Here is an 18898-nt window from a genome sequence, read left to right on the forward strand (position 1 = left end):
ACCGGTACGGTCAGCGCACTTCGGCGAGCTGCTCGAGGATGGCCGGGTTCTCGAGCGTGGACGTGTCCTGCGTGATCGCTTCACCCTTGGCGAGCGAACGCAGCAGGCGCCGCATGATCTTGCCCGAGCGCGTCTTCGGCAGGTTGTCGCCGAAGCGGATGTCCTTCGGCTTTGCGATCGGCCCGATCTGCTTGCCGACCCAGTCGCGCAGCGTCTTGGCAAGTGCTGCGGCCTCCTCGCCTTCCGGACGCGCACGCTTGAGCACCACGAACGCGACCACCGCCTCGCCCGTCGTGTCGTCAGGACGGCCGACCACGGCCGCCTCGGCCACCAGCTCGTGCGAGACCAGCGCCGATTCGATCTCCATCGTGCCGAGCCGGTGGCCCGACACGTTCAGCACGTCGTCGATCCGGCCCATGATCGTGAAGTAGCCGGTGTCCTTGTCGCGCACGGTGCCGTCGCCGGCGAGGTACAGCGTGCCGCCGAGTTCCTCGGGGTAATAACTCTTCCTGAAGCGTTCCGGGTCGCCCCAGATCGTGCGGATCATCGCCGGCCAAGGGCGCTTGACGACGAGAATGCCGCCTTGCCCGTTCGGCACGTCCTGGCCGGTTTCGTCGACCACCGCGGCCATGATGCCCGGCAGCGGCAGCGTGCACGAACCGGGCACGGTCGGCGTCGCGCCCGGCAGCGGCGTGATCATGTGGCCGCCCGTCTCGGTCTGCCACCACGTATCGACGATCGGGCAGCGCTCCTCGCCGACGTGCTTGTGATACCACATCCATGCTTCCGGATTGATCGGCTCGCCGACCGTGCCGATGATGCGCAGGCTCGACAGGTCGTAGCTCTTCGGATGCACCTTGTCGTCGGCCTCGGCGGCCTTGATCAGCGAACGGATCGCGGTCGGCGCGGTGTAGAACACGCTGACCTTGTGGTCGCCGATCATCTTCCAGAAGCGGCCGGCGTCAGGCCAGGTTGGCACGCCCTCGAACACGACCTGCGTGCCGCCGCAGGCGAGCGGGCCGTACGTGATGTACGTGTGGCCGGTGACCCAGCCGATGTCGGCCGTGCACCAGAACACGTCGGTGGGCTTCCAGTCGAAGGTCCACTTCATCGTCTGCGCGGCCCACAGCAGGTAGCCGCCGGTGCTGTGCTGCACGCCCTTCGGCTTGCCGGTCGAGCCCGACGTGTACAGGATGAACAGCGGATGCTCGGCGCTGACCCATTCCGGCTCGCAGGTGTCGGATTCGGCGGCCGTCAGTTCGTGCATCCACAGGTCGCGGTCGGCATGCCAGTCGATCTTGCCGCCGGTGCGGCGATAGACGATCACGCTCTTCACCGCTTCGCAGCCGCCCAGCGCGAGCGCCTCGTCGGCGATGCTCTTGAGCGGCAGCGTCTTGCCGCCGCGCGCCTGCTCGTCGGCCGTGATCAGCGCCGTCGCGCCGACGTCGACGAGCCGCTCGTTCAGCGACTTCGCGGAGAAGCCGCCGAACACGACCGAGTGGGTCGCGCCGATGCGCGCGCAGGCCTGCATCGCGACGATGCCTTCGATCGACATCGGGATATAGATGACGACGCGGTCGCCCTTGCCGATGCCGCGCTTCTTCAGCGCATTCGCGAAACGCGACACGCGGGCGAGGAGATCCGCATAGGTGACGCGCGTGACGGTGCCGTCGTCGGCTTCGAAGATCACCGCGACGCGCTCGCCGTTGCCGGCTTCGACGTGACGGTCGAGGCAGTTGTACGACGCATTCAGCTCGCCGTCGTCGAACCACTTGTAGAACGGCGCGTTGGACTCGTCGAGCACCTTCGTGAACGGCTTGTGCCACGCGAGGCCCTCGCGCGCGAGGCGCGCCCAGAAGCCTTCGTAATCGCGCTCGGCCTCGGCGACGAGCGCCCGATAGGCCGGCATGCCGGAAATGGTCGCCGCCTGCTCGAGCGCCGCGGGCGGCGCAAACTGGCGGGTTTCGTGAAGAACCGATTCAATCGCAGACATCGACTACCCCTTGGTGAACATGAATCCTCTGCATGGCGGCGCGATCGTGCACGCCGCGCGTCTTGGCCGGCGCATGCGCGCCGCTGTCTCCTACCCACCATCCGCGCACGGCCCGAAGGCCGCTGCGCGATGCTGCGCCGCACCACGTCGCACGATGGCGACCGGGCGACCCGACAGTGTCCACAATAAGCGCTCCAACTTACCCGTCACTTACGCGGCACGGCCGTTTCGCCCGCCGGGCGGCGCCGCTTGCAGCTTTACGCTGTAACGAGCGCGACCCTACAATCCTAACTGAACTCGCCTTCCGGATTCCAGCTTGAATCGCTATGCTTTCTTTCTCGTTCTGTCGATGCTGTTCGTCGGCAGCAATGTCGGTATCGGCAAATCGATCGTCGTCTTCGTTCCCGTCGCCATCCTCGCCACACTGCGCTTCGTGATTGCGATCGCCGTGCTGTGGCCGCTGTTCAGCCCGGTAAAGATGCGCACCGTCAAGCGCGGCGAATGGCTGAACCTGTTCCTGCAGGCGTTCTTCGGCACCTTCATGTTCACGCTGCTGATGCTGAACGGCGTGCAGCGCACGAGCGCGGTCGCGGCCGGCGTGATCACCAGCACCATCCCGGCGATCGTCGCGCTGTTCGCGTGGCTGATCCTGCGTGAAAAACCGAACGGCCGTGCGCTCGTGTCGATCGCGCTCGCGATCGCCGGCGTCGTGACGATCAACCTCGCGAACGGCAGCGCCGCCGGGCACGGCGCATCGTCGTCACTCACCGGCAACCTGCTGATCCTCGGCGCGGTGTGCTGCGAATCGATCTACGTGATCCTGTCGCGCCGCCTCACGCAGACGCTCGCGCCGATCGACATCTGCGCGTACACGCACCTGTTCGGCCTGTGCCTGATGCTGCCGCTCGGCGCGACGGCCATGTGGCATTTCGATTACGCGAGTGTACCGGCCGGCACCTGGGCGCTCGTCGTCTGGTACGGCCTGTCGGCCAGCATCTTCTCGTTCTGGCTGTGGATGAAAGGCATCCGGCACGTGCCGGGCAGCCTCGCCGGCGTGTTCAGCGCGGTGCTGCCGGTCGCCGCGGCCGCGTATGGCATCGTGTTCCTCGGCGAGCGGCCGACCCTCGCCCACGGCATTGCGCTCGCGTGCGTCGTCACCGGCATCGTGCTCGCGAGCCTGCGCGTGAAACGCGTGCCCGCCGCCGCGTCCTGATCCGTCCCTGGCTGTGCCGGCGCGTCACTGCAGTCGCGCCGGCCGACGCGTTACAATAGCGCGCCTTTTCAAGATTACCCCCGATACCTGCGCACCGCGCCCGAGTCTCCACCATGTCCGCCCCGCATTCGCCCGGCCGCCCCGCGCGTCGCCCGCTTCGCCCGCTTCCCGCGCTGATTTTCATGAGCCGCTGGCTCCAGGTTCCGCTTTACCTCGGCCTGATCGTCGCGCAGGCCGTCTACGTGTTCCTGTTCCTGAAGGAAGTCTGGCACCTGCTGTCGCATGCGACCAGCCTCGACGAAATCAGCGTGATGCTCGCGGTGCTCGGCCTGATCGACGTGGTGATGATCTCGAACCTGCTGATCATGGTGATCGTCGGCGGTTACGAAACGTTCGTGTCGCGCCTCGGCATCGAGGGCCACCCCGACGAGCCCGAATGGCTCGACCACGTGAACGCGGGCGTGCTGAAGGTCAAGCTGTCGATGGCGCTGATCAGCATTTCGTCGATCCACCTGCTGAAGACGTTCATCAACCCCGACCAGCACACGATGCACGCGATCATGTGGCAGGTGATCATCCACGTGTCGTTCCTGGTGTCGGCGCTCGTGATGGCGTGGGTCGACCGCCTGACGACGCACACGCACCCGGCCCATTTCCACGAGACGCACGCGCCGCACGCGAGCGCCGTGCCCGCGTCCCGCAAGCCGGCCGAAACAGCCGCCAACGCATAAACGCATTCCCCACTGTCCCCACAGAGTCTCAGCCATGACCGTCATCAAACAGGAAGACCTGATCCAGAGCATCGCGGATTCGCTGCAGTACATCAGCTACTACCACCCGCTCGACTACATCCAGGCCCTCGGCCGCGCGTACGAGCTGGAAGAAAGCCCGGCCGCGAAGGATGCGATCGCGCAGATCCTCACGAACAGCCGCATGTGCGCGGAAGGCAAGCGTCCGATCTGCCAGGACACCGGCATCGTCACGATCTTCGTGAAGGTCGGCATGGACGTGCGCTGGGACGGCGCGACGATGGGCCTCACCGACATGATCAACGAAGGCGTGCGCCGCGGTTACACGCACCCGGACAACGTGCTGCGCGCGTCGATCGTCAATCCGCCGGAAGGCGCCCGCAAGAACACGAAGGACAACACGCCGGCCGTGATCCACTACGAGATCGTGCCGGGCGACAAGGTCGACGTGCAGGTCGCGGCGAAGGGCGGCGGCTCGGAGAACAAGTCGAAGTTCGTGATGCTGAACCCGTCCGACTCGATCGTCGACTGGGTGCTGAAGACGGTCCCGACGATGGGCGCGGGCTGGTGCCCGCCGGGCATGCTCGGGATCGGCATCGGCGGCACCGCCGAAAAGGCGATGCTGATGGCGAAGGAATCGCTGATGGAGCCGATCGACATCCAGGAAATCATCGCGCGCGGCCCGAAGGACTGGGTCGAGGAACTGCGTGTCGAACTGCACGAGAAGGTCAACGCACTCGGCATCGGCGCCCAGGGCCTCGGTGGCCTGGCAACGGTGCTCGACGTGAAGATCATGGCGGCACCGACGCACGCGGCATCGAAGCCGGTCGCGCTGATCCCGAACTGCGCGGCCACGCGCCACGCGCACTTCGTGCTCGACGGCTCGGGCCCGGCCAAGCTTGAAGCACCGTCGCTCGACGCCTGGCCGAAGGTCCAGTGGGAACCGAACACGGAAACCAGCAAGCGCGTCGACCTGAACACGCTGACGCCGGAAGAAGTCGCCAGCTGGACGCCGGGCCAGACGCTGCTGCTGTCGGGCAAGATGCTCACCGGCCGCGACGCTGCGCACAAGCGCATCGCCGACATGCTCGCGAAGGGCGAGAAGTTGCCGGTCGACTTCACCAACCGCGTGATCTACTACGTCGGCCCGGTCGATCCGGTGCGTGACGAAGTGGTCGGCCCGGCAGGCCCGACGACGGCCACGCGCATGGACAAGTTCACCGAGACGATGCTTGCGCAAACCGGCCTGATCTCGATGGTCGGCAAGGCCGAGCGCGGCCCGGTCGCGATCGACGCGATCAAGAAGCACAAGGCGGCCTACCTGATGGCCGTCGGCGGCGCCGCATACCTCGTGTCGAAGGCGATCCGCGGCGCGAAGGTGCTCGCATTCGAGGACCTCGGCATGGAAGCGATCTACGAGTTCGACGTGCAGGACATGCCGGTGACGGTCGCCGTCGATTCGTCGGGCACGTCGGTGCACCAGACCGGCCCGAAGGAGTGGCAGGCGAAGATCGGCAAGATCCCGGTCGCAACCGCTTGAGCGCGATCGAATGCAAGGCCGGACGCAAGTCCGGCCTTTTTGCTTCTCGTTCTCATTCCTGCATGCGGCCGGTTATTCGAGGCTGATTCTCATTACATGCAAAAGGCAGGCCCGGCAAGGCTTTGAGGCTTGGCTTTTCTCGTACGAGCGATTATCTTTCGGTTTCTGAAGCCCCACTGAACAAGGAACAAGCCATGCAAGGCGACAAGAAAGTCATCGAATATCTGAACGCCCAGTTGAAGAATGAACTCACGGCGATCAACCAGTACTTCCTGCATGCGCGCATGTACAAGCACTGGGGCCTCGAGAAACTGGGCAAGCACGAGTACGACGAGTCGATCGGCGAAATGAAGCACGCCGACTGGCTGATCGAGCGCGTATTCATGCTCGACGGCCTGCCGAACCTGCAGGACCTGCACAAGCTGCTCATCGGCGAGGAAACCGAAGAGATCCTGAAGTGCGACCTGAAGCTCGAGCAGATCTCGCAGTCCACCTGCAAGGAAGCGATCGCCTATTGCGAATCGGTTCGTGACTACGTGTCGCGCGAGATCTTCGAAAAAATCCTCGACGACACCGAAGAGCACATCGACTGGCTGGAAACGCAGATCGACCTGATCGGCAAGGTCGGCCTGCAGAACTACCAGCAAACGATGATGGGTTCGCCGGAGTAAGCGCGCTCCGCCCTTCCCGCCATCGCCACCCGCCCTTTCATGTCGACATCTTCCGTTATCGCCGTGACGTCCACGACCGTCGCCCCCATCGGCATCTTCGATTCAGGGTTGGGTGGCCTGTCGGTACTGCGCGCCGCGCGCGCGCAGCTGCCCGACGAATCGTTCATCTACGTCGCCGATTCGCACCACGCACCTTATGGTCCGCGCGATGAGGCGTTCATTACGGAACGCACGCTGGCAATCGGCGAGTGGCTGGCCCGCGAAGGGGCGAAGGCGCTCGTCATCGCCTGCAACACCGCAACCGCACGCGCGATCGCCGCGATCCGCGAACACCTGCCGATGCCGCTCGTCGGCGTCGAGCCGGGCATCAAGCCGGCCGTCGCCGTGTCCGCGAGCGGCGTCGCGGGCGTCCTCGCCACGCAGTCGACGCTGAACAGCCCGCGCTTCCAGGCGCTGCTCGACCGCTACGGCGCCGGCCGCCGCTTCCTCTGCCAGCCCGGCCACGGGCTCGTCGAGGCCATCGAGCGCGGCGACACGAATTCGCCTGCATTGCGCGCGTTGCTCGACAGCTATCTGCAGCCGATGCTCGACGACGGCGCCGATACGCTGGTACTCGGCTGCACGCATTACCCGTTCTTCACGGAAACGATTCGTGACCTTGTGGGCGACCGCCTGACGATCGTCGACACGAGCGACGCAATCGCGCGCCAGCTCGCCCGGATTCTCGACGAGCGCAACCTGCGTGCACCGGCCGGCACGCGCGCGGCGCCGCCCCGCTTCTGCTCGACCAGCGACGGCCGCCAGTTGCAGGTACTCGCATCGACGCTGCTCGGCCTCGCCGCACCGGTCGAATCCGTCACCATTTCCTCGCCGAACGCGCGCGCCTGCGCGACCGCCTGACACGAGCCGGCACGCCCGCTTCCGCGTGCCGCTCCACCGCCCCCATCGCTTCAAGGGTCCGATGACCTTAAAAAAAGCCCGACCCGCGCTTGTCAACGTCCGCAAAATTAATGATAATAATTCGCATTAACGTTAGCTATCGCAACTCACCATGATCGTCTGCGTGTGCAAGTCAGTTTCCGATCGCAAGATTCGCGCGTCCCTCGCAGAGGGCGTGAACTCTTTCGATGAACTCCAGTTCGAGCTCGGCGTGGCCACGTGCTGCGGCAAGTGCGAGGAGTCCGTACGCGACCTCATGGCCGAACAAGGCGTCTGCGCGAGCCAGTGCGGTGTCGAGCACCACGCTCATCCGATCCCGGTCACGTTCTACGAACGCAAGGCTGCCTGACCGGCGCCGGGTGTGTACATGCGGCCCAGGCCGCATTTTTGTTTTGACCGTCAGCAAGCCACCGTCTACGCGAGCCAGCGGCTTACCTGCCAAGGAGCCTGTTATGGAATTGCTGATCGGATTTGTGACCACCGTTTGCATCTCGCTGCTGATCTTCCGCAAGTGATGCCGATTCACCCGCCGCGCCCCGGGTGCGACATCGTTCTTTCAAGCTAACATGCAGGCTTCGCATTCCACTCCCGCCGGCATCTTGCCGGCTGCACCACGTATGAATCCCCGAGTGATCGTCGCCGCGGTCGGTGTGCTTGCCGCACATGCGATCATGCTGACGGCCGCCTGGCTCCATCGCAACGCGCCGCCGCCGGCGAAGGAGATCGAGGTTCAGTCGATCACCGCACAGCTCATTCCGCCCGCGCCCCCTGCCCAGCCGGTCGCGGTCCAGTCGGCCGCGCAGCAGCCCACGCCCCCCAAGCCCACGCCGCGCGTGAAGCCGAAGGTCGAGCCGAAGCCGGTACAGAAAGCCGTCCCGACGCCTCAGCCGGTCGCGCAGGCACCGTCGCCGACGCCCGCGCCGGCAGCGGTCGATCCGACGCCGGCTCCCGCCGCGCCGGCGCCTGCCGCACCGGCTGCAGCACCCGGCCCGGCGCGCGAGACAATGCAGGTCAGCGCACCGAAGAACGTCACGGCGCTCAGCTGCAATTTCGTGAAGCCCGCCTATCCGACGATGTCGAAGCGTCGCGGCGAAACGGGCACGGCTTATGTTCACTTCATCATCGGCGTGACGGGCAAGATCGAAAGCGTCCAGCTGCAGAAGAGCAGCGGCTACCCGCGTCTCGACGAAGCCGCGCTCGAGGCGACGCGCGCCAGCACCTGTCCGCCGTATATCGAGAACGGCCAGGCGATCCGCGCCGCCCATACGCTGCCCTTCAACTTCACGCTCGACGACTAACCCGTCATATTCGGTAGATTCAAAGGAAACAAGAAAATGCAAAGCTACGGTATCGCGCACGTCTGGGCGCAAGGTGATTTCGTCACGCGCGCCATCGCGATCACGCTGCTCGTGATGTCGATCCTGTCGTGGATCGTGATCGTCATCAAGGGCTGGAACGTGATCCGCCTGAACCGCCTGACGAAGAACGCCGAACAGGCGTTCTGGCATTCGGACAACTTCGACGACGGCATCAAGAAGCTCGGGCTCGCCGCCTCGACGCCGAACGACAACCCGTTCCTCGCGCTCGCGCTGTCGGGCAAGGAAGCCGCCGATCACCACCATCAGACGCAACCGCACCTGCACGACCGCATGGACGTGTCGGACTGGGTCACGCGCTGCCTGAAGGACACGATGGACGAAGGCATCTCGCGCATGCAAAGCGGCCTCGCGATCCTCGCGTCGGTCGGCAGCACGGCGCCATTCGTCGGCCTGTTCGGTACGGTCTGGGGGATCTACCACGCACTGCTCGCGATCGGCGCATCCGGCCAGACGTCGATCGACCAGGTCGCGGGCCCGGTCGGCGAATCGCTGATCATGACCGCATTCGGCCTGTTCGTCGCGATCCCGGCCGTGCTCGGCTACAACGCACTCACCCGTGCGAACAAGGGCGTGGTCAGCAAGCTGCGCCGCTTCGCGCACGGCCTGCACGCGTATTTCGTGACGGGCGCGAGCCTCGCATCGTCGTCGACGCGCGACGGCCTGCGTCTCGCGACGCGCGCCAGCTGAGACGGGGTGAACCATGGCAATGAACACCGGTTTCAGCGACGATGACGACGATGCAGTGATGAGCGAGATCAACATGACGCCGCTCGTCGACGTCATGCTCGTACTCCTGATCATTTTCCTCGTGACGATCCCGGCGATGCAGCACGCGGTGAAGATCGACCTGCCGCATGCCAGCAGCCAGCCTGTCGACGAGAAACCGCAGACGGTCGACGTCGCGATCCAGGGCGACGGCACGATCCTGTGGGACGACCATACGGTCACGCGCGAACAATTGCAGGAACGCATCGCGGAAGCGGCAAAACGCACGCCGCAGCCGGAGTTGCACCTGCGTGCGGACCGCAAGGTTGCCTACGAACACGTCGCCGAAGTGATGTCGGATGCGCAGGCCGGCGGCTTGACGAAGCTCGGCTTCGTGACCGAGCCGACCGCAAAAGCGAAGTAACGCACGCGCAATCAGGCGCTCGCCGGCTGCACCTGGCCGGCCGCACCTCGCCGGCCACGCACAAAGTAAAAGGCCTTCATCGCCAGATGAAGGCCTTTTTTCATGCGCACGCGGGCGCCTTCGGGCGGCGGGCTCTTTGGCGGTATCGGTTACGCCTCGAGCAACGCAAATGCGACTCTGCCGTGGTCTGCACGGACTGCGCGTTCTGCCCTATCTGGCTCACAATATATGCGGCCACCTGATTTCGCTCAGAACTTCCTTCACGAAATGGGATTTCAATATAGGCTCGCACGCACGCGCATTCAAGGTTCCGGCGATTGAAACTTGCGATTGCAGGCGACGCTTCAATGACAAAACAAATTTGCCTCGCCGCGCACGTCGTGTTCAGGTCGCCGAAACATCGGCCGCCGCTTCCTTCTTCGCACGCTCCGGACACCCCGGTTCCTTGTAGGCACCGTGATCGAGCTTCTCGACCAGATAGTCGACAAACGCACGCACAGCGGGCGGCATCCCCTGCCGCGACACGAACACCGCGTACAGTTGCGGCACGGGCAGCGTCCAGCCCGGCATCACCGGCGACAGTTGCCCCGCGCGCAGCGCGTTGCCGTACATCATCTCCGGCAGCGCCGCGATGCCGAGGCCATCGAGCACGGCTTCGCGGATCGTCATCAGGTCGGCCGTCACCAGCCGCGGGTCGTGTTCGTGCACGTGACGCGTACCGTCCGGCGCGATCAGGTTGAACACGTGCCGCCCGTCGACGCTCGGCGTATCGAGGGTTTCGAAGCCGCTCAGGTCGTCCGGTACCAGCGGCGGCGCATTCTGGCTCAGCAGGCTCGGCGCGCCGACCAGCATCTGCTCGGTGCGCCACAGCGGCCGCACGACGATATTCGCGTTCTGCGGCGGCTCCGAGCGCACCCGCAGCGCGACGTCGATCGAATCCTCGAACAGGTCGATCACGCGATTCGTCACGCGGACGTGCACCTTCACCTCGGGATAGCGGCGCAGGAATTCGGGCAGGATGCGCGACAGCATCGTCTGCGACAGCGTCACGGGCACACTGACACGCACCGAGCCGCGCGGCGATGCGCGCAACTGCTGGACCGCGTTCATCGCAGCCTGCGCTTCGGCCAGCATCGCCTGGCAGTGCTGGTAGAACAGCTCCCCCGCCTCGGTCAGCGCGAGCTTGCGTGTGGAGCGCTGCAGCAGGCGCACGCCGAGCGCCGCCTCGAGTTCGGTCAGGCGCCGCGACAGGCGCGATTTCGAGATGCCCAGCACGCGCTCCGCGGCCGAGAAACCGCCATGTTCGACGACCTGCGAAAAGTACATGAGGTCGTTCAGGTTGTGTGCATCGATATTCATCTCATCGTTCCAATTTCAGAACAATCCATTGCGAACCGTCGCGAATCGAACGGTAAAACGCCCAATATAATAGCTCTATGTTTCAAAAATAACGCTATTCCAATGATTTCGAGGGTATCCGCATGACGACCGCTCGCTCGCTTGACCGCACGTACCCCGCCCTTCGCACGACCGAAGGCGGCGGCTTCGTGGTTCACCGCCCGTTCCCGACCCGGCTGCTGATGGATTTCGATCCGTTCCTGCTGCTCGACGAAATGGGCCCCGTCGACTACGCGCCCGGCGAAGCCAAGGGCGCCCCCGACCATCCGCATCGCGGCTTCGAGACCGTGACCTACGCACTCGACGGGCGCTTCCGTCATCGCGACTCGTCCGGCCATGCCGGCACGCTCGGCCCGGGCGACGTGCAATGGATGACGGCGGGCGCCGGCGTCGTGCACAGCGAGATGCCGGATCCTGAATTCGCGCAGGCAGGCGGCCGCTCCCACGGCTTCCAGCTGTGGGTCAACCTGCCGCGGCGCGACAAGCTGATCGCGCCGCGCTACCAGGAGATCCCGGCCGATCGCATCCCGAGCGCCACGTCGCCGGACGGTCTGGCGCGCGTGCGCGTCATCGCCGGCGAAGCGTTCGGCGTCCGGGCGGCGATCGAGACGCGCACGCCGATCCTCTACCAGCATTTCACGCTGCAGCCCGGTGCAACGGTCACGCAGCCCGTCCCGGCAGGCTATCGCGTATTCGCCTATCCGATCGACGGAACGGGCCTCTACGGGCCCGACAGGCAGGCAGTCGACGCACGGCACATGGTCGTGTATGGCGACGACGGCGACACGGTCACGTTCGCTGCCGGCGACACGCCGCTCGACCTGCTGCTGATCGGCGGCGTACCGCTCAACGAGCCGATCGTCCGCTACGGCCCGTTCGTGATGAATACCGAGGAAGAGATCCGGCAGGCGGTCGTCGACTACCAGACGGGGCGCATGGGCCGTATCGAGGCATGAGGCATGGACGCCCGGGCAGGTGCCGCGAAACCGCCCGTTTTGCGTCACAATGACTTCTTGAACCATGTGGCCGCCCGCCACCAGAAGGAACACGTCCCCTTGAACTTCGAACATCTGATCCAGATCAACTCCGACGATCCGGCCGTGCCTACCCTCACCCGCGACCAACTCTGGGAAGGTCTCGTGCTGCGCGCCGAACAGCCGCAACTGTTCGTGCTCGGTCTCGACAGCTGCGTCGTCCATGAACGGACGGAGACGACGCTCGAGCGTGAACTGCACTACGGTCACGCGACCGTGCGCGACCACGTCACGTTCACGCCGAATCAGCAGGTCCGCTACGACATCCGCGCCGCCGACGGCGAGATCGGCGGCTCGCTGACGATGACGATCGAGGAACGCGACGACCACGAGCTGTTCCTGCGTTTCGAATACCGCACGACGCTGGTCGTCACCGACGACAGCGAAGACGCGCGCCAGACGCACGGGATCGTCAAGGAGGCGTACCGCACGTCGGATATCGACACGGTTCGCCTGATCCGCGAGTACGCGCAGGGCCGCAAGGATCCCGATCCGCTGCACTGAACCCGGCGGCGGCCTGCGGGCCGCCCCTTTGATTCAAGCTATCAGATTCCCATTTCCGATCGATAAAGAGTTTTTGTAAATGGGAATAGTTATCATTTAGAATTCATTCCATCGTATCGACAGTCACCGATCAACCGAATGACCGACACCATGCGCCCGACCACGCTGACCTTGCGCCGCCCGACCGGCACCGCAGGCAGCAGCCGCCAGAAGACGGCAGCGGTCACCACGCCGGCGAAGCCCGCCGGCAACCGCGATGCAGGCACGCGGGTCGTCAGCAGCGATGCGCTGCTGCAAGGCCAAAGCCACGTCAGCATCGCGCATAACGGAGAGACCTATCAGTTGCGCGCCACACGGCTCGGCAAACTGATCCTGACGAAGTAACGACAGAGTATTGTGGGGACCACCTCCCTGAGAGGTGTTGGGCATTAGCCAGCGTAACGGCTTGCACGCGAGATCTAGACCCCTTCGTGCAAACACACTCAAGCAGCCGTTGCAGCAAGCCAAGCCACTTTTTTTGGTTCTCGCACAAGGAAGAAAAAAGCGACACGTCCTTCGACGTGTCGCTTTTTTATTTGGGCGGCCAATGCGCGAAGCAGGTTCCCGAGATTCGTTACCGCGTGAGTGCATGACCGCCGAAGCGGCGCGCGAGCCGCTTCAGAAACCCCAGAACATCAGCCACCATGCGCTGTCGATGACGGCAAGCGCGACCGCGAACCACGCGAATGCCGCAAGCCGGCGCGGCAAGGCCGCATAACGCCCCGTCACTTTCCACGCGAGCCACGCACTCCATGCGTTGGCGCCGACCAGGATCGCGATGCGTACATCGGTTGCCCAACCGAGCGGCACATGCTCGGCACGAAGCAGCGACAGCGTCGTGGCCGACAGGCCAAGAAACACGCCCGCGCCCGCGATCGGGATCAATGCCTGCGCGAGATGATGCAGCCGCACGCGCTCGAAGCGGCCGAGCATCAGCGTGGCGCCGGCCAGCAGCACCAGCAGCGCCGTGCCGTACACGAGCCCCGTGCCGACGATGTAGCTGACGACCAGCCCGCCGTCGAGCCAGGAGAAGACGTCGTTACGATCCGGATAGTGCGTGAGCAGGAACCACGGTGCATTGGTTTCGAGCGGCCACGTGATGTCATGGTCGATCAGCCAGCCCGCGAGCCATTGCTTGATCTGCACGAACCACGGGCTGACGGTCCAGTGGAACGCTCCGATCGCAACGCCGAGCAGGCCGTACAGGATCAGCGCGGTGTCCCACGGGTTCGCCTTTTGCGCGCCGAGGTTCACGACTTCGTCGGACGGCGAGCGCGACGACAGCGAAATCGCATCCCGGTGCCCGCTGCAGCGGCCGCACATATGGCAGTCCGCCGCGCCCTGCATGTTGCGCAACGGCACGAGCGGTGCGCAGTTGATCGGAATCACGCGATGGCCATGCTCGCCGTTCTTGTACGAACGACGCCATGCCTCCTCGTCGACCTTGTAGCGCATCGGCGCAAGCCGCGCGAGCAGCCCGAACACGCCGTTGACCGGGCACAGGTACTTGCACCACACGCGCTTCTCGCGGCCGTACAGCACGCCGATCACGATCGCGCCGACAGTCGAGCCGCCGAGCACGAACAGCACCGCGAGCGGGTACTGGTACACGCTCACCATCTGCCCGTAGATCGTCGTGAGCCCGAACGCGACGAACGGCCAGCCACCCCACCGTATCCAGCGCGGAATCGGGCCGCCCCGGCCGAACTTGCTCGCGAATTCGGTGAGCGCGCCCTCCGGGCACAGCACGCCGCACCAGACACGGCCGAGCATCACCATCGACAGCAGCACGAACGGCCACCAGATGCCCCAGAACGTGAATTGCGCGATCAGCGTGAGGTTGCTCCACAGGTGCGCGGAGTCGTCCGGCAGCGGCAACACCGCCGGCACGATGATCAGGAATGCATAGACGGCGACGACGGCCCACTGGATGCCGCGGATCAGCGCGCCGTGGCGCTGCATCCACTGGCCCGCCTGCGCGAGCCAGCCCGGCTTGGCTGCGGCGGCAACGCTCATGCCGCGCGACCCGCAGCGACGGCCGGGCGACGGCTCGCACGCTTCATCAGCAGCCAGACCACCGCCCAGTACACCGCGTACGCAACCAGGTTGGTCAGTGCCGGGTGCGCGCGATAACCGGTCAGCGTCGCGACGAGCGAGCCGAACGTGCCCGAATCATCGAGGATCGCGGACGTGTCCCACACCTGCGAAATGCCGAGCGGCAGGATTTCCTTGTCGATCAGCTTGTCGACGCCGGTCTGGAACAGGCCTGCGCCGAGGAACAGCAGCATCACTTCGGTGACGCGGAAGAAATGCCGCCACGAGAAGTACTTGCCGCCGAGCTGCAGCAGATAGAACGTGAAGAACGCAAGGCCGAGGCCGATCACGACCGCGAGCATCTGGCTGCCGTCGACGTGGCCCGACTGGCCGAAACCGAGACCGTACAGGAAGATCACCGTCTCGCTGCCCTCGCGCGCGATCGCGAGCGCGACCAGCACCGCGACGCCCCACCAGTTCGAATCGCGCGTGCTCTGCTGAAGCGATTGCTCCATGTCGCGCTTCAGCGTGCGGCCGTGCCGGCGCATCCACAGCACCATCTGCACGATCAGCACGCATGCGATCAGCACCATCGCAGTCTGGAAGTAGTCCTGCGCGTCGCCGGACAGCACTTCGGTGAAACCGACCAGCGCGGCGCCGAGGCCCACGGCCATCAGCAAGCCGACACCGACGCCGGCCCACAGGAAAGGCAGGCCGCGGCGCGCGTCGTCGTCGCCGTTTTTCAGCCATGCATAGAGAATGCCGACGACGAGCAGCGCTTCGACGCTCTCCCGCCAGACGATGAACAAGATCTGACCCATCGATACCTCCTGACGCGCAGAACACCGGGCTGGTGAGCCTGCGCGCAGATAAAACGTGTTACTTCGCGACGATCACGCCCTGCGCCTGCTGGTGGAAATCGTCGAAAAACTTGTATTCGCCCGGCGACAGCGGCGCGACGACCACGAACGAATCGGCACCCGGCGCAAGCACCTTCTCCTTGCGCAGCTGGACGCTCTCGAATTCGGCTGCGCCCTTGCCGGTGTTCTTGATCTCGATCTTGAAACGCTGGCCGGCCGGCACTTCGATGCGGGCGGGATTCAGCTTGCCGTCCGCCATTTCGAGCTTGAACGTCGGCAGATCGGCAGCGTACGCTGCGCCGGCAAGCCACAACGCAGCGGCTGCGGCAACGATTTTCTGGGGAATTTTCATTCTGGGTTCTCTACGCCGACGGCGCGCCGAAGCGCGCCGTCCGTGATGCCACCGATCAGTAACCGCCCTTCTTGCCGATACCGGCGAACGGGAAGTCGTATTCGAGGGTAATGGGCTTGAACCATGCGCCCACGCCCGTTTCCTTGTCGATGTGACGACCGAACGCCATGTGGCCCGTCTGCATCGGCGGCTTGACGACCATCGTCAGGTGATACTTGCCCGGGCCGTTCAGCTTCACGTTGTCGCCGTAATGCGGACCATCGCTCGCGACCATGCCCATCAGGTCGCCTTCGGCCTTCCACTTCGTGTCACCCTGCTTCGTCAGCTTGTACGTGACCTGCAGGTACGGCATCCAGTCGCCTTCCGCGAAACCCGTCGGGTTGTTCTTGACCGCATGGATGTCGGCCTCGAGGTGGATGTCGGAATCCGACGCCTTGCGCATCATCCCTTCCGGGTCCATCGTGATCGGCTGCAGGTACACCGCGCCGATTTCCATGCCGCCCTGGATCTGCTGCTTGCCGATCGGATATTCGGCAGCCGAGGCCGACATCGCGGCAAGCGCCGCCGCTACCGCAACCGTCGTGCGGATGAACGAAGAACCCAACATGGACACTCCTTGTTATTTGATCTGGAACCATGCGGACCGACCGCCAGGCCTGCCCGCCGAAAACACTAACGCGACGAATAACGTTAATGCGAACAATTCTCAATAATTGCGAAGTTTAGCACCGAACCTGTTCCGGAACAAACGACGAGCCGTGTAAACCCCTGATCCGACAAGGCTTACAGGCTCGTTACCGTAAGGTTTCTGTGACGCTTGGAAAGATTTACCGGCCGCCGCTGACGTGATCGCCGACGTTCGCGCCGAACACGCGCTCACGCAGCAGCGCAAGCTGGTCGCGGGTCGCGGCAGCCTTCTCGAACTCGAGGTTCTTCGCGTAGTCGGCCATCTGCTTCTCGAGGCGCTTGATTTCCTTGGCGAGCTGCTTTTCCGACATGTCCTCGAATTTCGCACGCTGCTGCGCTTCCTTCAGCTCGGCGCGTGCCTCGTCCGCGTTGTAGACGCCGTCGATGATGTCCTTGATGCGCTTCACGACACCGCGCGGCGTGATGCCCATCTGCTCGTTGTAGGCAATCTGCTTCGCGCGGCGCCGCTCGGTCTCGCCGATCGCGCGTTTCATCGACTCGGTCATGTTGTCCGCGTAGAGGATCGCCTTGCCGTTCACGTTCCGCGCGGCCCGGCCGATCGTCTGGATCAGCGAGCGCTCCGCGCGCAGGAAGCCTTCCTTGTCCGCGTCGAGGATCGCGACCAGCGACACCTCGGGAATGTCGAGCCCTTCGCGCAGCAGGTTGATCCCGACCAGCACGTCGAACGTGCCGAGCCGCAGGTCACGGATGATTTCGACACGCTCGACCGTGTCGATGTCGCTGTGCAGGTAACGCACCTTGACCCCGTGGTCGGCCAGGAACTCGGTGAGCTGTTCGGCCATGCGCTTCGTCAGCACGGTGATCAGCACGCGCTCCTCGGCTTTCACGCGCGCGTTGATCTCGGCGAGCACGTCGTCGACCTGCGAGCTCGCCGGCCGCACTTCGATTTCCGGATCGACGAGCCCCGTCGGCCGCACGACCTGTTCGGCGATCTGCCCGGTCACGCGCTTCTCGTAGTCGGCCGGCGTGGCCGACACGAACACGACCTGGCGCATCTTGCGCTCGAACTCGGGGAACTTGAGCGGCCGGTTGTCCAGCGCCGACGGCAGCCGGAAGCCATAGTTGACGAGGTTTTCCTTGCGTGCGCGGTCGCCGTTGTACATGCCGTTCAGCTGGCCGATCAGCACGTGCGATTCGTCGAGCAGCATCAGCGCGTCGGGCGGCAGGTAGTCGACGAGCGTCGGCGGCGGATCGCCGGGCTCCGCCCCCGAGAAATGCCGCGAGTAGTTCTCGATGCCCTTGCAGAAGCCGAGCTCCTGCAGCATCTCGAGATCGAAACGCGTGCGCTGCTCGAGGCGCTGTGCCTCGACGAGCTTGCCGTCGCTGTGAAAGAACTCGAGCCGCTCGCGCAGTTCGTCCTTGATCGTCTCGACCGCGCGCATCACGGTATCGCGCGGCGTCACGTAGTGCGACGACGGATACACGGTGAAGCGTGGGATCTTCTGCCGCACGCGGCCGGTCAGCGGGTCGAACAGCTGCAGCGTCTCGACCTCGTCGTCGAACAGCTCGACGCGCACGGCCAGCTCCGCGTGCTCGGCCGGGAAGATGTCGATCGTGTCGCCGCGCACGCGGAACGTGCCGCGCTGGAAATCCTGCTCGTTGCGCGTGTACTGCATCGCGATCAGCCGCGCGATCACGTCGCGCTGGCCGAGCTTGTCGCCGGCGCGCAGCGTCAGGATCATCTGGTGGTATTCGGACGGATTGCCGATACCGTAGATCGCCGACACCGTCGCGACGATCACGACGTCGCGGCGCTCCATCAGGCTCTTCGTCGCCGACAGCCGCATCTGCTCGATGTGCTCGTTGATCGACGAGTCCTTCTCGATGAACAGGTCGCGCTGCGGCACGTAGGCTTCAGGCTGGTAATAGTCGTAGTAAGAGACGAAATACTCGACCGCGTTGCGCGGGAAGAACTCCCGGAATTCCGAATAGAGTTGCGCGGCAAGCGTCTTGTTCGGCGCGAACACGATCGCCGGGCGGCCGAGCCGCGCGATCGTGTTCGCCATCGTGAAGGTCTTGCCCGAGCCCGTCACGCCGAGCAGCGTCTGGAACGACAGGCCGTCCTCGACCCCTTCGACGAGCGTGTCGATCGCGGTCGGCTGGTCGCCTGCGGGCGGATACGGTTGGTACAGCTGGAACGGCGACCCTTCGAAGGTCACGAATTTCGATTCGTCGAGCGCGTCGCCGGTTTCGGCATGATGTTCGGACATGGAATGCGGCCGGAGCGAGGGCAAAAGAGTCATTCTAGCGCTTCGCGGCCGGGCGAACTGCTGTCGGCTCCTGACGCGCGACGGCCGCCGGAAATCGCGGTTCCCGGCCGAATTTCGCCGCCGAAACGCCGCCCCCGCCAGCGCGA

19 protein-coding genes are annotated in these 18898 nt (G+C 64.8%); 12 read left to right on the top strand and 7 right to left on the bottom strand.

The window, feature by feature from the left end; all coding sequences use genetic code 11:
• Positions 1 to 10: 10 nt before the first annotated feature.
• Complete coding sequence (gene acs, locus PQB87_RS12425; RefSeq protein ID WP_489241971.1) at positions 11 to 1993, bottom strand: acetate--CoA ligase; 1983 nt, start codon at positions 1991 to 1993, stop codon at positions 11 to 13.
• Between the two features lie 316 nt (positions 1994 to 2309).
• Here acs and PQB87_RS12430 point away from each other — a divergent pair, with 316 nt between their 5' ends.
• The 9 genes from PQB87_RS12430 to PQB87_RS12470 all read left to right on the top strand — a co-directional run bounded on the left by PQB87_RS12430 (position 2310) and on the right by PQB87_RS12470 (position 9613).
• Positions 2310 to 3206: a DMT family transporter gene (locus tag PQB87_RS12430; protein WP_059688943.1), complete on the top strand. Its 897-nt coding sequence runs from the start codon at positions 2310 to 2312 to the stop codon at positions 3204 to 3206.
• Between the two features lie 113 nt (positions 3207 to 3319).
• Positions 3320 to 3937, top strand: coding sequence for a TIGR00645 family protein (locus tag PQB87_RS12435; protein ID WP_059688942.1), 618 nt, complete (start codon positions 3320 to 3322; stop codon positions 3935 to 3937).
• Between the two features lie 34 nt (positions 3938 to 3971).
• Positions 3972 to 5495, top strand: coding sequence for a fumarate hydratase (locus PQB87_RS12440; protein WP_006478316.1), 1524 nt, complete (start codon positions 3972 to 3974; stop codon positions 5493 to 5495).
• Between the two features lie 194 nt (positions 5496 to 5689).
• Complete coding sequence (bfr, locus tag PQB87_RS12445; protein WP_059535536.1) at positions 5690 to 6166, top strand: bacterioferritin; 477 nt, start codon at positions 5690 to 5692, stop codon at positions 6164 to 6166.
• 39 nt (positions 6167 to 6205) lie between these two features.
• On the top strand, positions 6206 to 7066 hold the full coding sequence (gene murI, locus PQB87_RS12450) for a glutamate racemase (protein WP_489241976.1): 861 nt from the start codon (positions 6206 to 6208) through the stop codon (positions 7064 to 7066).
• Positions 7067 to 7217: 151 nt separating this feature from the next.
• On the top strand, positions 7218 to 7454 hold the full coding sequence (locus PQB87_RS12455; protein ID WP_011352654.1) for a (2Fe-2S)-binding protein: 237 nt from the start codon (positions 7218 to 7220) through the stop codon (positions 7452 to 7454).
• 217 nt (positions 7455 to 7671) lie between these two features.
• The gene (locus PQB87_RS12460; RefSeq protein ID WP_059688940.1) at positions 7672 to 8403 is read left to right on the top strand and encodes an energy transducer TonB; all 732 of its coding nucleotides are present in this window, start codon (positions 7672 to 7674) and stop codon (positions 8401 to 8403) included.
• A 36-nt stretch (positions 8404 to 8439) separates the two neighbouring features.
• Positions 8440 to 9171, top strand: a complete 732-nt coding sequence (locus PQB87_RS12465; RefSeq protein WP_059489888.1) for a MotA/TolQ/ExbB proton channel family protein — start codon at positions 8440 to 8442, stop codon at positions 9169 to 9171.
• Positions 9172 to 9184: 13 nt separating this feature from the next.
• A complete protein-coding gene (locus PQB87_RS12470) occupies positions 9185 to 9613 on the top strand; it encodes an ExbD/TolR family protein (protein WP_021163407.1) in 429 nt (142 codons plus the stop codon).
• A gap of 384 nt (positions 9614 to 9997) precedes the next feature.
• On the opposite strand, the gene PQB87_RS12475 is transcribed toward PQB87_RS12470, so the two are convergent.
• Positions 9998 to 10972 (bottom strand): LysR family transcriptional regulator, encoded by a 975-nt coding sequence (locus tag PQB87_RS12475; protein WP_021163408.1) that lies wholly within the window; start codon positions 10970 to 10972, stop codon positions 9998 to 10000.
• A 122-nt stretch (positions 10973 to 11094) separates the two neighbouring features.
• Here PQB87_RS12475 and PQB87_RS12480 point away from each other — a divergent pair, with 122 nt between their 5' ends.
• From PQB87_RS12480 to hemP, 3 genes are all read left to right on the top strand, one after another.
• Positions 11095 to 11967 (top strand): pirin family protein, encoded by an 873-nt coding sequence (locus PQB87_RS12480; RefSeq protein ID WP_059688938.1) that lies wholly within the window; start codon positions 11095 to 11097, stop codon positions 11965 to 11967.
• A 99-nt stretch (positions 11968 to 12066) separates the two neighbouring features.
• Entirely contained in the window at positions 12067 to 12549 is a 483-nt protein-coding gene (locus PQB87_RS12485) for an SRPBCC family protein (protein WP_027786893.1), read from the top strand.
• Between the two features lie 138 nt (positions 12550 to 12687).
• The gene (gene hemP / locus PQB87_RS12490; protein ID WP_021163412.1) at positions 12688 to 12933 is read left to right on the top strand and encodes a hemin uptake protein HemP; all 246 of its coding nucleotides are present in this window, start codon (positions 12688 to 12690) and stop codon (positions 12931 to 12933) included.
• Between the two features lie 273 nt (positions 12934 to 13206).
• Here the strand turns inward: hemP and PQB87_RS12495 are convergent, their stop codons facing one another.
• The 5 genes from PQB87_RS12495 to uvrB all read right to left on the bottom strand — a co-directional run bounded on the left by PQB87_RS12495 (position 13207) and on the right by uvrB (position 18752).
• Positions 13207 to 14604, bottom strand: a complete 1398-nt coding sequence (locus PQB87_RS12495) for a 4Fe-4S binding protein (protein WP_027786892.1) — start codon at positions 14602 to 14604, stop codon at positions 13207 to 13209.
• Positions 14601 to 15443: an FTR1 family iron permease gene (locus PQB87_RS12500; protein WP_021163415.1), complete on the bottom strand. Its 843-nt coding sequence runs from the start codon at positions 15441 to 15443 to the stop codon at positions 14601 to 14603. The genes PQB87_RS12495 and PQB87_RS12500 overlap by 4 nt, the downstream gene beginning before the upstream one ends.
• A 58-nt stretch (positions 15444 to 15501) precedes the next feature.
• Entirely contained in the window at positions 15502 to 15834 is a 333-nt protein-coding gene (locus PQB87_RS12505) for a cupredoxin domain-containing protein (protein ID WP_047898577.1), read from the bottom strand.
• A 55-nt stretch (positions 15835 to 15889) separates the two neighbouring features.
• Positions 15890 to 16441, bottom strand: a complete 552-nt coding sequence (locus tag PQB87_RS12510) for an iron transporter (protein ID WP_021163417.1) — start codon at positions 16439 to 16441, stop codon at positions 15890 to 15892.
• Between the two features lie 220 nt (positions 16442 to 16661).
• Entirely contained in the window at positions 16662 to 18752 is a 2091-nt protein-coding gene (gene uvrB / locus PQB87_RS12515) for an excinuclease ABC subunit UvrB (RefSeq protein ID WP_027786890.1), read from the bottom strand.
• Between the last annotated feature and the right edge of the window lie 146 nt (positions 18753 to 18898).

Source organism: Burkholderia sp. KL41 (genome assembly GCF_057005415.2).

What these genes read in the sequence shown, in the direction of transcription:
- PQB87_RS12440 (WP_006478316.1), top strand. Translation starts at nt 3,972, where the DNA reads ATGACCGTCATCAAACAGGAAGACCTGATCCAGAGCATCGCGGATTCG.
- PQB87_RS12480 (WP_059688938.1), top strand. Translation starts at nt 11,095, where the DNA reads ATGACGACCGCTCGCTCGCTTGACCGCACGTACCCCGCCCTTCGCACG.
- PQB87_RS12470 (WP_021163407.1), top strand. Translation starts at nt 9,185, where the DNA reads ATGGCAATGAACACCGGTTTCAGCGACGATGACGACGATGCAGTGATG.
- PQB87_RS12500 (WP_021163415.1), bottom strand. Translation starts at nt 15,443, where the DNA reads ATGGGTCAGATCTTGTTCATCGTCTGGCGGGAGAGCGTCGAAGCGCTG.
- PQB87_RS12465 (WP_059489888.1), top strand. Translation starts at nt 8,440, where the DNA reads ATGCAAAGCTACGGTATCGCGCACGTCTGGGCGCAAGGTGATTTCGTC.
- PQB87_RS12455 (WP_011352654.1), top strand. Translation starts at nt 7,218, where the DNA reads ATGATCGTCTGCGTGTGCAAGTCAGTTTCCGATCGCAAGATTCGCGCG.
- PQB87_RS12475 (WP_021163408.1), bottom strand. Translation starts at nt 10,972, where the DNA reads ATGAATATCGATGCACACAACCTGAACGACCTCATGTACTTTTCGCAG.
- PQB87_RS12435 (WP_059688942.1), top strand. Translation starts at nt 3,320, where the DNA reads ATGTCCGCCCCGCATTCGCCCGGCCGCCCCGCGCGTCGCCCGCTTCGC.
- PQB87_RS12510 (WP_021163417.1), bottom strand. Translation starts at nt 16,441, where the DNA reads ATGTTGGGTTCTTCGTTCATCCGCACGACGGTTGCGGTAGCGGCGGCG.
- murI (WP_489241976.1), top strand. Translation starts at nt 6,206, where the DNA reads ATGTCGACATCTTCCGTTATCGCCGTGACGTCCACGACCGTCGCCCCC.
- bfr (WP_059535536.1), top strand. Translation starts at nt 5,690, where the DNA reads ATGCAAGGCGACAAGAAAGTCATCGAATATCTGAACGCCCAGTTGAAG.
- hemP (WP_021163412.1), top strand. Translation starts at nt 12,688, where the DNA reads ATGACCGACACCATGCGCCCGACCACGCTGACCTTGCGCCGCCCGACC.
- PQB87_RS12495 (WP_027786892.1), bottom strand. Translation starts at nt 14,604, where the DNA reads ATGAGCGTTGCCGCCGCAGCCAAGCCGGGCTGGCTCGCGCAGGCGGGC.
- PQB87_RS12505 (WP_047898577.1), bottom strand. Translation starts at nt 15,834, where the DNA reads ATGAAAATTCCCCAGAAAATCGTTGCCGCAGCCGCTGCGTTGTGGCTT.
- uvrB (WP_027786890.1), bottom strand. Translation starts at nt 18,752, where the DNA reads ATGTCCGAACATCATGCCGAAACCGGCGACGCGCTCGACGAATCGAAA.
- PQB87_RS12460 (WP_059688940.1), top strand. Translation starts at nt 7,672, where the DNA reads ATGCAGGCTTCGCATTCCACTCCCGCCGGCATCTTGCCGGCTGCACCA.
- acs (WP_489241971.1), bottom strand. Translation starts at nt 1,993, where the DNA reads ATGTCTGCGATTGAATCGGTTCTTCACGAAACCCGCCAGTTTGCGCCG.